Origin of the sequence: Pseudonocardia hierapolitana, from assembly GCF_007994075.1 — a bacterium.
In the GTDB taxonomy this organism is placed as follows: Bacteria; Actinomycetota; Actinomycetes; order Mycobacteriales; family Pseudonocardiaceae; genus Pseudonocardia; species Pseudonocardia hierapolitana.
Genome location: NZ_VIWU01000001.1, coordinates 555,305 through 569,129 on the forward strand (window position 1 = coordinate 555,305; position 13,825 = coordinate 569,129).

At 73.1% G+C, this 13,825-nt stretch carries 14 protein-coding genes; 6 read left to right on the forward strand and 8 right to left on the reverse strand.

Annotation, left to right across the window (positions count from 1 at the left end; translation table 11 throughout):
- Window positions 1–20 precede the first annotated feature (20 nt).
- Window positions 21–929, reverse strand: coding sequence for a bifunctional helix-turn-helix transcriptional regulator/GNAT family N-acetyltransferase (locus tag FHX44_RS02705; RefSeq protein ID WP_147254001.1), 909 nt, complete (start codon window positions 927–929; stop codon window positions 21–23).
- Between the two features lie 493 nt (window positions 930–1,422).
- On the opposite strand from FHX44_RS02705, the gene FHX44_RS02715 reads away from it, so the two are divergent.
- Both FHX44_RS02715 and nuoH read left to right on the forward strand, forming a co-directional pair.
- A complete protein-coding gene (locus FHX44_RS02715; protein WP_147254003.1) occupies window positions 1,423–2,034 on the forward strand; it encodes a TetR/AcrR family transcriptional regulator in 612 nt (203 codons plus the stop codon).
- Window positions 2,031–3,320: an NADH-quinone oxidoreductase subunit NuoH gene (gene nuoH / locus FHX44_RS02720; protein ID WP_147254004.1), complete on the forward strand. Its 1,290-nt coding sequence runs from the start codon at window positions 2,031–2,033 to the stop codon at window positions 3,318–3,320. The genes FHX44_RS02715 and nuoH overlap by 4 nt, the downstream gene beginning before the upstream one ends.
- A gap of 13 nt (window positions 3,321–3,333) precedes the next feature.
- Here the strand turns inward: nuoH and FHX44_RS02725 are convergent, their stop codons facing one another.
- The 4 genes from FHX44_RS02725 to FHX44_RS02740 all read right to left on the reverse strand — a co-directional run bounded on the left by FHX44_RS02725 (window position 3,334) and on the right by FHX44_RS02740 (window position 6,746).
- Window positions 3,334–4,146, reverse strand: coding sequence for an ABC transporter ATP-binding protein (locus FHX44_RS02725; protein WP_147254005.1), 813 nt, complete (start codon window positions 4,144–4,146; stop codon window positions 3,334–3,336).
- Window positions 4,143–4,814 (reverse strand): FadR/GntR family transcriptional regulator, encoded by a 672-nt coding sequence (locus FHX44_RS02730; protein WP_147254006.1) that lies wholly within the window; start codon window positions 4,812–4,814, stop codon window positions 4,143–4,145. The genes FHX44_RS02725 and FHX44_RS02730 overlap by 4 nt, the downstream gene beginning before the upstream one ends.
- Window positions 4,815–4,933: 119 nt before the next feature.
- Window positions 4,934–5,830 carry a dienelactone hydrolase family protein gene (locus FHX44_RS02735; RefSeq protein ID WP_147254007.1) on the reverse strand — a complete coding sequence of 299 codons (897 nt, stop codon included), beginning with the start codon at window positions 5,828–5,830 and terminating at the stop codon, window positions 4,934–4,936.
- A gap of 19 nt (window positions 5,831–5,849) precedes the next feature.
- Window positions 5,850–6,746: an NADP-dependent oxidoreductase gene (locus FHX44_RS02740; RefSeq protein ID WP_147254008.1), complete on the reverse strand. Its 897-nt coding sequence runs from the start codon at window positions 6,744–6,746 to the stop codon at window positions 5,850–5,852.
- Between the two features lie 279 nt (window positions 6,747–7,025).
- On the opposite strand from FHX44_RS02740, the gene FHX44_RS02745 reads away from it, so the two are divergent.
- The 4 genes from FHX44_RS02745 to FHX44_RS02760 all read left to right on the forward strand — a co-directional run bounded on the left by FHX44_RS02745 (window position 7,026) and on the right by FHX44_RS02760 (window position 12,005).
- Window positions 7,026–8,573: a hypothetical protein gene (locus FHX44_RS02745; RefSeq protein ID WP_147254009.1), complete on the forward strand. Its 1,548-nt coding sequence runs from the start codon at window positions 7,026–7,028 to the stop codon at window positions 8,571–8,573.
- A gap of 101 nt (window positions 8,574–8,674) precedes the next feature.
- Window positions 8,675–9,505, forward strand: a complete 831-nt coding sequence (locus FHX44_RS02750) for an alpha/beta fold hydrolase (RefSeq protein ID WP_147254010.1) — start codon at window positions 8,675–8,677, stop codon at window positions 9,503–9,505.
- An 81-nt stretch (window positions 9,506–9,586) separates the two neighbouring features.
- Entirely contained in the window at window positions 9,587–11,224 is a 1,638-nt protein-coding gene (locus tag FHX44_RS02755; RefSeq protein WP_147254011.1) for a helix-turn-helix transcriptional regulator, read from the forward strand.
- 151 nt (window positions 11,225–11,375) lie between these two features.
- Entirely contained in the window at window positions 11,376–12,005 is a 630-nt protein-coding gene (locus tag FHX44_RS02760; protein ID WP_147254012.1) for a hypothetical protein, read from the forward strand.
- 26 nt (window positions 12,006–12,031) lie between these two features.
- On the opposite strand, the gene FHX44_RS02765 is transcribed toward FHX44_RS02760, so the two are convergent.
- From FHX44_RS02765 to FHX44_RS02775, 3 genes are all read right to left on the reverse strand, one after another.
- Window positions 12,032–12,361: an ArsR/SmtB family transcription factor gene (locus tag FHX44_RS02765; RefSeq protein ID WP_147254013.1), complete on the reverse strand. Its 330-nt coding sequence runs from the start codon at window positions 12,359–12,361 to the stop codon at window positions 12,032–12,034.
- A complete protein-coding gene (locus FHX44_RS02770) occupies window positions 12,351–12,782 on the reverse strand; it encodes an SRPBCC domain-containing protein (protein ID WP_147254014.1) in 432 nt (143 codons plus the stop codon). The genes FHX44_RS02765 and FHX44_RS02770 overlap by 11 nt, the downstream gene beginning before the upstream one ends.
- Window positions 12,783–12,857: 75 nt before the next feature.
- Window positions 12,858–13,679 carry a mycofactocin-coupled SDR family oxidoreductase gene (locus FHX44_RS02775; RefSeq protein ID WP_147254015.1) on the reverse strand — a complete coding sequence of 274 codons (822 nt, stop codon included), beginning with the start codon at window positions 13,677–13,679 and terminating at the stop codon, window positions 12,858–12,860.
- Between the last annotated feature and the right edge of the window lie 146 nt (window positions 13,680–13,825).

A 13,825-nucleotide genomic window follows, 5' to 3' on the forward strand; every position in this document is an offset into this window, starting at 1 on the left:
CGTGCACGGAGACAGCGCGGTCACGCACCACCTTCCGCGCCCCGGGGCGCGAGCCGCTTCTCGAACCAGTGGTGGGCGTAGGACTCCTCGTTGAACGCCGGGACCTCGGTGTAGCCGGCGGAGCGGTAGAGGGCGATCGCCTCCACGAGCGTGCGGTTCGTCTCGAGGCGCAGGACGCGGGCGCCGGCCTCGGCGGCACGCGTCTCGAGCTCGCCGAGGAGACGACGGCCGAGACCCGTCCCGCGCACGCCCGACGACACCCACATGCGCTTGACCTCGCACACCCCATCGGCCCCGAACTTCAGCGCCCCGCAGCCCACCGGCTCGGCGCCGAGCCGCGCCACGAGCAGGATCCCCGCGGGCGGCCGCAGCCCCCCATCGGGCGCCGGGTTGCTCTGCTCCACGTCGAAGCCGGCGTCGAACCGTCGGTCGAGCTCGGCGAAGTACGCGCGCAGGCAGTGCCGCGCGTCCGGATGCGCGGGATCGGCGACCGCGATCTCGATCATGCCGGCGCGCAGCAGCCGCTCGACGTCGGCCATCGCGGCGGCCAGGCGGTCGCGCTGTGCCGGTGCGAGCGGTGCGAGCAGCGCGGCGGCCACATCGTCGCTGCGCCGGTCGAGGGCCTCCCGCTCGGCGACGCCCTCCGGGGTGAGCCGCGCCAGCCGCACGCGCCGGTCGGACGGGTCGGCCTCGATGGTGATCAGGGCGTCGGCCTCCAGCGAGCGCAGCAGCCGGCTGAGGTAGCCCGAGTCGAGGCCGAGCTGGGCGCGCAACGTCCGCACGTCCCGACCCTCCGGCCCGATCTCCCAGAGCACGCGCGCTGCCCCGAGCGGCCGCCCGCGTCCGAGGAACTCCTCCTGGAGCGCGCCGACGCGCTGGGTGACCGTGCGGTTGAACCGGCGCACCTGCGCCACCATGGCCGCATCCATTCTCTGACTCTAGTCAGAGAACGGCGTCCGGGGTCACCCGATCGGCCAGACTTTCCGCCCGCTCCGCTGCGTCCGCCACGGAAAATCCCTTGCTCAGGCCGTGGAGCGAGGTTCCCCGTGCAGGTGAGGCGATCCGTCGTCACCTGGCACAAGGCCTGTGAGCAGCCCAAACTCCGTCAATGACCCCCGTTCAGGACAGCTCGCAGGTGCACCCCTGCTCGTGCGGCGAGTCCACGGGTCGCTCCATCACGATCCGCGGCGACCACGCACACTGCTGCACCTTCGTAGAGATCACCCTCCGGTTGGGCACCGACCCCGCCAAGCTCGCGGGCGCATGCCACCGCTGCGACTGCCGTTTCGACGACATGTTCGAGTGCCCCGCGTCCTCGCTGGGCTGGGTGCCCACACGGAGAGGGCCCTCCGACTGACCCCGCGCGGCGAGACGGCCAACCACTCGCGAGGGCGTCTTACTCGTTCGAGGTAATGTTTACTCATGCGAGTAAAGCGCACCGGCGAGCGGACCGTCACCGCCACGGCACGGCGGGCCCAGATCGTCGACGCCGCGATCGAGACGGTTGCCGAGCTCGGCCTGAACCAGGCGTCCTTCGCCCGGATCGCCGAGCGGGCCGGGTTGTCGAGCACCCGGCTGATCTCGTACCACTTCGCCGGGAAGGACGACCTCATGCAGGCCGTCGTCGACGAGGTGTTCAGAACGGCCGGGCAGTACATCGCGCCGTTCGTGCTCGCCGAGCCGACGCCGTCGGCCAAGCTGCGCGGGTTCATCCGGGGCAGCGCCCGCTTCTACGCCGAGTACCGCCGGCACGTGGTCGCGGTGCGGGACGTCTGGGCCAACTTCCGCCGCCCCGACGGCACCCAGCGGTTCGGGATGGAGGCCCACGAGCCGGAGTTCGAGGTGGTCTCCCAGATCCTCCGGGAGGGGCAGGCCCGCGGGGAGTTCCGGGAGTTCGACCCGCGGGTCATGGCGGTCACGCTCCGCCAGGCCCTCGACGGCCTGGCCACCCTCGTCGCGACCGACCCCGACCTCGACGTCGACGGCTACACGGGCGAGCTCGTCGCCCTCTTCGACCGGGCCACCCGCGCATGACCCGCGTCCAGCAACTCCTCGCCGACGACCCGCTGTGGCTGATCCTGCTCAAGGTCGGCGCCCTGTTCGTGCTCGGCCTGCTCCTGACGATGTTCATGATCGTGTGGGAGCGCAAGGTGGTGGGCCGCATGCAGCAGCGCCCCGGGCCGAACCGCACGGGGCCGGGCGGCTGGCTGCAGTCCCTGGCCGACGCCCTCAAGCTGGCGCTGAAGGAAGACATCATGCCGTTGATGGCCGACAAGCGGGTGTACTTCATCGCCCCGGTCATCTCGACGATCCCGGCGTTCGTGGCGTTCTCCGTGATCCCGTTCGGCGGCGAGGTGTCGATCTTCGGCGAGCCGACGGTGCTGCAGCTGGTCGACCTTCCGGTCGGGGTGCTGGTGGTGCTGGCCTGCTCCTCGATCGGGGTGTACGGGATCGTGCTGGGCGGCTGGGCGTCCGGGTCGCCGTACCCGCTGCTGGCGGCGCTGCGCTCGGCGGCGCAGGTGATCTCCTACGAGATCGCGCTCGGCCTGTCGATCGTGGGGGTGATCCTGTACGCGGGGTCGCTGTCCACGGCGGACATCGTGGCCTCGCAGGCAAGCGGCTGGTACCTGCTGTTGCTGGCGCCGAGTTTCGTGGCGTTCGTGATCTCGATGGTGGGGGAGACCAACCGGGCGCCGTTCGACCTGCCGGAGGCGGAGTCGGAGCTGGTGGGCGGGTTCCACACCGAGTACTCGTCGCTGAAGTTCGCGCTGTTCTTCCTGGCCGAGTACGTGAACATGGTGACGGTGTCGGCGATGGCCACCACCCTGTTCCTGGGTGGCGGGATGTGGCCGTGGCCGCTGTCGTTCCTCAACTCCAGCGGCTGGTTGCAGTTCGTGGCGTTCCTGATCAAGACGTTCGTGTTCCTGTTCGTGTTCATCTGGTTGCGGGGCACGTTGCCGCGGTTGCGCTACGACCAGTTCATGCGGCTGGGTTGGAAGGTCCTGGTGCCGGGCAGCCTGCTGTGGATCCTGGCGATCTTCGCGATCCGGACCTGGCGGACCAGCGGTGGTCAGGTGTCGGCGTTGCTGATCGGATTGGGGATCGCGCTGGCGGTGGTGCTGCTGGTGGCGTTCCTGGTGCCGGACCGCAAGGTGGAGGGCCCGGCGATGGTGGAGCCTGCCTCGGACTACCCGGTGCCCCCGCTCGACCTGGTGGTGCCCAAGCCGCCACGACACCGGCTCCGCAGGCCTGCGGGCGAGGCCCTCCCCCGCACCGAGAGCACGACTCGCGCGCACCCGGGGCGCGGCACGCGGATGTGAGGGGCCTGCGCGGTCAGCTGCCTGCCGCGGAGAGGGAGGACAGGCGGCGGGCTCGGGCGCTCCACCGCCCGTCGCGGCGCTCGACGTCGATGGGGTGGGCGAAGGCCGCGCTGACGTTGCGGCTCGTCACCACCTCGCCCACCGGGCCGGCCGCGACCACTCGCCCGTCGGCGAGCAGCAGGGCGTGGGTGGTGGTGGTCGGCAGCTCCTCCAGGTGGTGGGTGACCAGCACCGACGCCGTGCCGGGATGGGTGGTGTCCAACCCGTCGATCGCCTCGAGCAGCTGCTCGCGCGCGGCGACGTCCAGCCCGGTGGACGGCTCGTCCAGCAGCAGCAACCGGGGCCCGGGGATCAGGGCGCGGGCGATGAGGACCCGGCCCCGCTCCCCCTGCGAGAGCGTGGGCCAGCGGTCCTCCGCCTTCCCGGCGAGCCCGAACGCGGCCAGCAGGTCGTGCGCCATGGCGAGCTGGGCGGCGTCGGGCGTCCAGCGCGGGGGCACTTCGATGCTGCCGGTGAGCCCGGTGAGCACGACCTCCAGCACGGTGAGCGGGGAGCGCAGCGGGTGCCGCGGGTTCACGTGCCCGATGCTGCGGCGCAGTGCCTGCAGCTCGACGCGCCCCAGCTGCCGGCCGAGGACGCGCACGACGCCGGTGGTCGGGTGGGTGACGGCTCCGCAGAACCCGAGGACGGTGCTCTTGCCTGCGCCGTTGGGTCCGAGGAGCGCCCAGTGCTCGCCCGAGCCGACCGTGAACGACACGCCGTGCAGGATCTGCGTGCCGGCACGGCGGAACGTCACGTCCTCCAGTTCGAGGACCGGCGTCCTCATGCGAGCGCCTCCTTCAACGCGGTGAGGTGGGTGCGGCTCGCCGCGGCCGCCGCCGGCACGTCCCGCCGCGCGATCGCGTCGACGAGCTCCGCATGAGCGCCGTGGTCGGCCTCCTCGGAGGCCAGGGGGCGCGCCCGCAGCATGTGGACCATGGCCGTGCGCACCCGCGGTACGAACGCGTCGAACAGCTCCACCAGCACCTCGTTGTGCGCCGCCACGATCACGGCGCGGTGGAATGCCATGTCGGCGTCGACGTGATCGTCCACGGACCGCCCAGCGGGCGCGCGGGCGACGAGCGCGCGGCGCAGCCCCCGGACGTCCGCGGGCGTGCGCCGGCCTGCCGCCAGCCCTGCCGCCTCCGCCTCGATGGCGATGCGCGCCTCGATCACGGCGGCGACGTCGGCGCGGCGCAGGACCGCGTCCCAGTCCTCGACGACGTCCAACGCCGTGACGAACACGCCCGCGCCCTGGCGGCTGTCCAGCACGCCCTTGCCGGCGAGCTCGCGGATCGCCTCGCGCAGCGTGGAGCGTCCCACGCCCAGCCGCGCGGCCAACGTGGTCTCGCCGGGGAGCCGGTGCCCCAGTGGCCACTCCCCCGCCCGGATGCGTTGGAGCAACGCTTCGGCGACCTGCGCCGCGAGCGGATGCCGCTGGAGCTGGGCGACCACGTGCGAACACCTCTACTTGTCTGAGGACTTCCCCGCACTGTAGCCGAGGCCGGTCAACCGGGACCCGCGACCCCACCGGCCCACTTCACAGACCCCGTGGGTACTTCACACAAGGCCGGTCAGGCCAGGTGGCGCTCGAACCAGTCCAGCATCTCGGTCCAGGCCTGCTCGGCCGCGTCCGCGTCGTACCGGGGGCCGGTGTCGTTGAAGAACGCGTGGTCGGCGCCTTCGAAGGTGCGTATCCAGTGCGTCACCCCGGCGGCCCGCATCGCCGCCTCGGCGCGCTCCCGGCCGGCGTTCACCCGGTCGTCCAGCCCGGCGAACATCGCGAGGACGGCCGCGGTGACCCGGCTGAAGTCCGGCTGCTCGGGCACCGGCCCGTAGAACGGGACGGCGGCGGTCAGCCGGGGCTCCCCGGCCTGAAGCAGCTGCCAGGTCATCCCGCCGCCGAAGCAGAACCCGACCATGCCGACCTTCGCGCCGGGTACGCGGCGCCCCAGCTCGTCGATGCCCGCGCGCAGGTCGGCGAGAAGCGCGTCCCCCGGCGTGTCCGCCAGCGCGGTCGGCGCCTGCGCCGGATCGGTCAACGCGGCCGTGCCGCCCTGGGCCGAGAGCATGTCGACGCACAGCGCGCCGTAGCCGGCCCCGGCCAGCCTGCCGACCAGGTCCCGGAAGTGCTCGGTCAGGCCGCGGTTCTCGTGGACGACCAGCAGTGCACCGTGCGGACGGGCACCGGCGGGGGCCGCCCAGGCCCCGATCAGCTCACCGGCAGGCCCGGCGAACCGGATCTCCTGTCCCGGGCCGACGCTCTGCGCCCGTCCGGGCGGGTCGGCGGGCGGCGGCGGCGCGCTCGGGGGCGGCGCGGCGGGTTCGGCGGCGCAGGCGGACAGCACCGCGCCCGCCGCCGCGGCCCCGAGCCCGAGCAGCCCCAGCCTGCGCAGGGCTTCTCGCCGGCTCAGCACACCGTCCGCGAAGTCCTCGGCGACCTCGCCCACGAGGTATTCACGCAGCGCCATCGACCGAGGGTAGTGACTTCTACGGGATGCGCAGGACGATCTTCCCCAGTGCATGCCCGCCCTCTACGACGGCCAGGGCGCTCGCGGCCTCGTCGAACGGCCGTACGTCGGTGACACGCGGGTCGAGCGCCCCCTCGGCGACCAGGCGCGCAACGGCGGCGAGCCGCTCGCCGCTGCGGACCCGTGCCACGGGCTGCCCGCCGAGCGCCGCGACGCCCGCGTGGTCGGCCGCCGAGACGATCACCGGAGGGTTCCCGCCGAGCCCGGAGAGGGCGCTGCGCAGCGCCTCGCCACCGACGAGGTCGAGCACCGCGTCGACGGTGCCGCGCACCTCCGAGCCAGGCGCGAGCGCGGTGGCACCCATCGCGGCCAGCAGGTCGTGCTTGCCCCGGCTCGCGATGCCCACCACCTCGACCCCGCCGGCCACGGCGAGCTGCACCGCCGCCAGCCCCACCCCGCCGCCCGCGCCGATCACGAGCAGCGTCGCGCCCGGCGGGAGCGCCAGCTGCACCAGCGCGTCGTACGCCGTGGCCGCGGCGACGGGCAGGACCGCCGCGTCGGTGACGGCGACCTCGGACGGGCGGAGCGCGGCGAAGGACGCCGGCACCCGCGCGAACTCCGCCCACCCGCCGGCCGAGCCGACCGTGCCGCCGAAGACCTCGTCGCCGGGCGCGAACCCCTCGACCCCTCCCCCGACGCGCTCCACGGTGCCGGCGACCTCGCGGCCGAGCGCCACGGGCGGTTCGAGGGGCAGGTCGGTGCGCCTCAGTCCGGCGCGCACCTTCCAGTCGGCCGGGTTCACCCCAGCCGCCGCGACGCGCACGAGGAGCTCTCCCGGCCCGGGCTCGGGCACCGGGAGGTCGAGGTAGGACTCGTGCTCGGGGCCGCCGTACCGGGTGAAGCCGTATGCCTTCATGCCCGTCATTGAAGCGCGCAGCAGTTCCGCGAAGGCCGTTGACCGCGACCGGTCCCGTCCGGCAACCCCGATTGGGGTAGCACCCAGCTTGGTGTTCGCTGGATTGCGGGCGGGTGCTCACCCTTCCAGGCCATATCTCCGCCACCGCGCGGTCATAGACTCCGGTCGTTGCCTCTGTGCGTTCCCACCCGCGCGACATCGCGTACTCCGGGGAGGGCCCGTGTACGACGACGCGCGTTCCGTTCACGCTCCGGCGGAATCCCCGCTGCGCGGTTCGTCATGGCACCCGACACCGGCACGGGCGCAGTGATCGTCCCGCCCGGAACGCGGGTCGGGTGGGAGCCACCCGGCGCGTCCACCGGTTCCGACCGAGATGTCCCGAGTCGCGGATCGCAGACGAGCAGGCCATCGGCCGCGCCCGAGCGCATCACGCTCCGATCCGCCCCGACCGCCGCGAAGATCGGCAGCGGTGTCCGGATCGGAGCCGCACCACTCCCTGACCGGCGCGGCGCGGTGCTGCTCGACGAGCGGCCGCCCCTGCCGAACGCCACGGCTCAGGAGGTGGCCGGCCACCGGGCACGCGAGGCCCTGCGCGCCGCAGCGCACGCCCTCGTCATGCTCGACGACGGCACCCCCGACCGGCTCGCCGCCCGCCTGTTCCGCGCCCGGCTCTCGACGCTGTACGTCGACATGCGTGAGCAGCTCCGCCAGTACGCACCGAGGTCGGACGAGGACCTCTCCGGCGAGCGGCGCCATCGCCGCCTGCTGGACGTGCTCGGACCGCTCGACCCGGCGCTGATCACGGCGCTCGACCGGTGGAGCGCGATGCTCGCCACCGGGTCCACGGACGCACGGCGCTATGTGGACCCGGCGCGCGAGGCGCAGGATGCCATCGAAGGCGTCGTGCGGCGGATGGACAGGGCCACCGATCCCGGCGATCCCGATCGGCTGCTCTTCCCCGCCGGGAGCCCGGAGCAGGTCCGCGTCGCCCGCGCCGTGCGGATGGTGGCGATCGAGCTCGGGCTGGAGGCCGGCGAGGTCCTGCTCGGCGAGCTCGCGCCGCCCGGTGATCCGATGGCGGGCCTGCGGCGACGGCTCGCGGAGATGCGCGAGGACCAGAAGCGGCTCACGTCCGAGCGCGACGCCCGCATGTGGGGGCCCCTGCTCGCCGCGATCGCGCTGCGGCCCACGTATGCGGCCGCGCTCAGCGGGCGGACCGTCAGGGCCTTGACCGCCGCCGCCATCGCGTTCGACACCACGGCCACCGCGACGGCACCCGATCCGGCTGCGCTGGAGGCGGCCGCCGACGACCTGATCGGGGCCGCTCAGCAGGCCCGCACGGCGGGCGCCGCGCTGCGGGAGTTCGACCGCCAGGAGGTCGTTCACCTCGCCGACCTGCTCCAGGAGATCGTCGCCGAGCAGCTCGCGCGGTGGCCGGGCCCGCTCGCCACGAAGGCCGCCGCGCTGCGGGCCACGATCCCCACCCTGCCGCTCCCGGCCGCCGGCGTGAGCCTGGACCGGTTCTGGAGCGAGCAGAGGGCCGGGGCACTGGCGACGCTTCCCGCGGAGATCGCGGCGCAGGTCAGCGGCGCGATGAGCCTCCACCTCGGCGCGGAGCTCGCCAGGCTGACGGCGCTCACCGAGGCCGGTGACGGCGCGGCGACCGCGGAGCAGGCGTGGACGGTGCTCCGGATCCTGCGCGCGTACAAGGCCACCGCATCCCGGCTGCCGGTCAACCGGGCCGATGCCAAGGCCCGCCTGCACACGGTGATCGACGCGGTGGCCGTGGCGGTGCTGCGGCAGCTACCGGCCCCGCCGGCCGGGTGAGCCGCCTGCTGCGCACATCCGTCCGGCGAGTGGCGATGATTCCGGCCTGCGGCGTGCGACTCCCCTCCTGACCGGTTCCCACCAGCCTCCAGGAGGACGCGTTGTCGCACGCGACGATCGCCACCGTCTCGACCCTCACCGTCCCGGGCGCGCGCCTGCACTACGAGGTGCGCGGCTCCGGCCCGCTCGTGGTGCTCGCAGGCGCGCCGATGGACGCGGCGGCGTTCGCGCCGCTCGCCGACCAGCTCGCCGCCGACCACACCGTGGTCACCACCGATCCGCGCGGCATCCACCGCAGCCCGCTCGACGACCCCGACCAGGATTCGACCCCGGATCTGCGCGCGGACGACCTCGCCCGGCTCATCGTGCACCTCGACGCCGGGCCGGCCACGGTGTTCGGGTCGAGCGGCGGCGCGGTGACCGCGCTCGCCCTCGTCCAGTCCCACCCGGAGCTCGTGCGGACGAGCATCGCGCACGAGCCGCCGTCCTTCGCGCTGCTGGCGAACCGCGAGCAGCTCGCCGCGCAGACCGAGGACATCATCGCGACCTACCTGACGGGCGACACCCTCGGGGCATGGGCGAAGTTCATGGACCAGGCGAACATCGTGCTGCCCGACGGCGTGCTCGGGCAGATGTTCGGCGGAGAGCGCGACCCTCAGGTCGTCGCCGATGAGCACCGCTGGTTCACCCACGAGCTGCGCGGCACCGTCCACTGGCAGCCCGACCTCGAGGCGCTGCACGCGGCGGCACCCCGGGTCGTCATCGGGATCGGCGAGGAGTCGGCAGGCCAGCACTGCGACCGGGCCTCTCGCGCCCTCGCCGCCGCGCTGGACGTCGAGCCGATCATGTTCCCCGGCGACCACATCGGGTTCGTCGAGGACCCCGAGCGCTTCGCAGCCCGGCTCCGCGCGGTCCGGAGCCAGGACGGGTGAGCCGGGTTGCCGGTCGGGGTCCGGTGCGTGCACCGTTGGCACCCCTCGGCACTCCAGCTGTTCCTCCCGACGGGAGACCGGATGCGCGCTACCGACGCGGTGCAGCGCGGTCGTGAGTCGTACGCGCTCCACGCCTGGCGTGACGCCTACGAGGCCCTGGCGGCGGCCGACGAGCACGCGCGGCTCGAGGCGCAGGACCTCGACCGGCTCGCGATGGCCGCCTACTTGATCGGCAGGGACGATGCCGCGGCCGAGGGGCTCGAGCGAGCCCACCTCGCGTTCCTCGATCAGGGCGAGGTGGGCCGGGCGGTGCGCTGCGCGTTCTGGCTCGGCATCTTCCTGTTCCTGCGCGGTCGCCACGCCGAGGGCGGTGGCTGGCTGGGCCGGGCAGGGCGCCTGCTGGAGCCGGCGCGGGACACCGTCGAACGCGGCTACCTCCTGGTCCCCGGCGCGTTGCAGGCCCTGCAGTCCGGTGACCCGAGCACGGCACACGAGGTGTTCCGCGAAGCCGCGGGTATCGCCGACCGTTTCGGTGACCCGGATCTGGTGGCGTTGAGCCGGCTGGGTTGCGGCCAGGCGCTGGTCGCGATGGGCAACGCGACCGACGGGGTGGCGATGCTCGACGAGGCGATGCTCGCGGTGACCACCGGCGAGGTCTCGGCCGTCGCTGCCGGGATCGTCTACTGCGCGCTGATCATCGCGTGCCGCGACATCTTCGACTGGCGCCGGGCCCAGGAGTGGACGGTGGCGTTGAGTCGCTGGTGCGCCGGCCAGCAAGGCCTCAAGCCCTACCGCGGTCAGTGCCTGATCCACCGCTCGGAGCTCATGCAGCTGCGCGGCGACTGGCCGGACGCCATGGCAGAGGTGCAGCAGGCGTGCCAGCACCTCGCCGAGCCGCCCGGAGACCCGGTGCTCGGGATGGCGCACTACCAGCGGGGAGAGCTGCTGCGCCTGCGCGGTGAGTTGTCGCGCGCCGAGCAGGCCTACCGCAAGGCGGGCGAGGCCGGCCACCCCGTACAACCGGGCCTGGCCCTGCTGCGCCTGGCCCAAGGCCGGATCGGTGACGCGGCGGCGGCCATCCGCCACGTCGTGACGGAGGCCGAGGGCGACCGCGTGAAACGCGCCCGCGTCCTGGCCGCATTCGTCGAGATCGTCCTGGCCGCCGGCGACGTCGATGCGGCCAGGCCGGCGGTGGACGACCTGGACGAGCTCAGCGGTGTTCTCGAGGCTCCTTACCTGCGTGCGGTCGCCGAGTCGGCACGCGGCGCCGTCATGCTCGCCGACGGTGACGTTCACGGTGCGTACCGGGTGCTGCGCCGTGCATGGACGACATGGCAGGGCGTCGACGCACCGTACGAGGCGGCACGGGTACGCCTGCTCATGGCGCAGGCGTGCGGTGAGCTGGGCGACCACGATTCAGCTGCCATGGAGCTGGACGCCGCGCGTCGCGTGTTCGAGCAGCTCGGGGCCGCTCCGGCGCTGGCCCGGGCCGCCGAGCTGTCCGGCGCACGGAAGCAGCCCGCTCCGGGCGGGCTGACCCCGCGGGAAGTCGACGTCCTCCGCCTCGTCGCAACGGGGGCGACCAACCGCGAGGTCGCCGACAGACTCGTCATCAGCGAGAAGACCGTTGCCCGTCACGTCAGCAACATCTTCTCCAAGCTCGGCGTCGCATCGCGGGCAGGCGCCACGGCCTACGCCTTCCGGCACGAGCTGGTGTAGCGGCCGGGCTGCTGCGCAGAATCACCCATTCCGGCCGCCGGCCCGACATGGACAGTTCGCCCGAAGCGACGGCCCGCCGCCGGGCTCGATCCTCCTCGCCATGACAACCCCGTCTCCATCGACAACGAGGGCGCGTCGCGGAGCGGCCGGTGTGGCACTCGCACCCGTGGTACTGCTCGTCGCGCTCGTCACCCATCCCTTCATCGCGACGTTGCCGGACGAGGAGGCCGTCGCCCACGCCGTCGCGGCCCACACGACGTGGTGGGGGATCGTGCACCTGCTCACGGCGGTGGCGTCCGGCCTCGTCGCGCTGGCGTTCCTCGCGATCCGGGCCCGCCTGCGCGACGCGGGCGAGGAACGGTTCAGCCCGTGGGCGTTGCCGTTCGTGATCGTCGGCAGCGTCTTGTACGGCTTCCTGCCGGGGCTCGAGTTCGCGCCGATGACGGCCGTACGCACCGGCGGCGATGCCGCGGCCACGCAGGCCGTGCTCCAGCCGTGGTTCATCTCGGTACTGGCCACGAGCGTGCTGCTCTTCGCGGTAGGGGTGATCGGGTTCGCGCAGGGCATCGCCTCAGCGCGGATCCTGAGCCGCCCGCTCACCCGCCTCGTCGTCACCGCGCTCGTCGTGTGGGCCGCGGCCCGCTTCGTTCCGCTGGGCGCGGTGCAGTTCCACATGCAGGGCGCGGCCGCCATCGTCGCGCTGTGGCCACTGGCCTTCGGGATGTGGCGGCAGACCCGGCTCGCACCCCCGATGCCGGCCTCTGCTGCTCGGGCTCACTGACTCCCGCGGGCCCTGCGGACCTGCCCTCATCGATTGAGGTGTTCCTGCAACGCATCGAGGGATCCGTCCCAGTCGCGGGCGAGCGCAGCGAGGAACTGCTGCGCCACCCGCATCGGGGCGGAACGGAGCCGGTACCGCACCCGACGCCGCTCCCCCTGTTGCGCTGTCACCAGGCCCGCATCCGACAGCAGGGCGAGGTGCTTGGCGATCGCCTGCCGGGTGATCGGCAGGCGTTCGGCGAGATCCGTCGCGGTGGCAGGCCCGTGCGATGCCAGCATGGCGAGGATGGCGCGTCGGCTCGGGTCCGCCAGCGCGACGAAGACCTGCTCGGCGATAGCCTCGATGTCAGGCGGCATCGAGGTACTCGACCAGCTCGGCCAGCTCGCGCCGCCAGCCGTCGGTGTTGCCGTCGAACGCGGCGCGGTAGGCGTCGTCCGAGAGCTGCGCGAAGCCGCTCTCGACCACGGTGAGCCGCGTGCCCGAGCCCACCGGTTCGAGCGTGAACTCGACGTACGTGCGGCGGGGGTCTTCCTCGGGAAGTCCGTAGATGTGCCAGGTGAAGGCGAAGACCGCCGGCTCCTCCACGCGCTCGACGCGCAGGTTCGCGGTGGCGCCGTCGTCCCACGTCAGCTCCGCCGCACCGCCGGGGCGCAGGTCGATCGAGGCCTTGTGGCCGAACCACGTGCCGAGTCCCTCGGCCGTGGTGATCGCCGCCCACACCTTCTGCGGCGGGTGGGCGAGCTCGACGGTCCGCTCGATGCGGTCGGGGAACGCCATGTCAACCTCCATTGAATAGCAACCACTGAGTTGCCATAGAAGATATAGCAACCCGCTGGTGCGTCAAAGCGCCGACTACTTCACCGTCATGCCGGCGTCGACCGGCAGCGCCACGCCGGTCACGTAGCGGGCCTCGTCGGATACCAGCCAGGCAACGGCGGCACTGACATCCTCCGCCGCGATCAGCGGGACGTCGAGCAGGTTGGTCATGTCCGGACCGTCCGCCGGGAGCGACGCCAGCATCTCCTGGATCGCCTGGTTGTGGATCATCGGCGTGCTCACGCCCGTGGGGTGGACGGAGTTCACGCGGATGTTGTGCCTGGCGAGCCAGTTCGCCCAGGTCCGCGTGAGACCGACGATGGCGTGCTTGCTCGCCACGTACCCGTCCGCTCCCGCGTTCCCGCTACCGCCACGCCCGATCAGTGCCATCGTCGAGCCGGTCAGCACGATCGACCCGCCCCGGCCCTGCTCGATCATGATCGGCGCCGCGGCGTGCACGGTGTTCCACACACCGACCAGGTTCACGTCGAGCACCTCGCGGAACGCGGCGGGCGCGGCGACGTCCTGGCGGACCATGCCGATGCCGGCGTTGGCCAGCACGATGTCGACCCCACCCAGCTTCTCGACCCCGTCGGCAACGGCCGCGGCCACCGCGTCCGCGTCCCGCACGTCCGCCTCGGCCGTCACGATCCGGCGGTCCAGCGCCTCGACCTCGCTCGCGGTGTCCGCCAGGTCCCCCGTCGTGGCGAGCGGATAGGCGACGGTGTCGATCTGGCGGCAGATGTCCACCGCGATCACGTCCGCACCCTCGGCGGCGAGCCGCACCGCATGGCTGCGCCCCTGCCCGCGCGCCGCCCCCGTGATCAGCGCGACCTTCCCGTCCAGCCGTCCGGCCATGTGCCCACCCCTCACATCGACGACGGAGGCGAACTCTACGAGCTCGCCCGTGTGGCGGTACACGCGCCTCTGAATCGCTTCAACCACTTCCCTGGCCCACGATCGGCAAGGCCCGTTGATCTCGCCTTGTGAGCCGCGCCACCGGT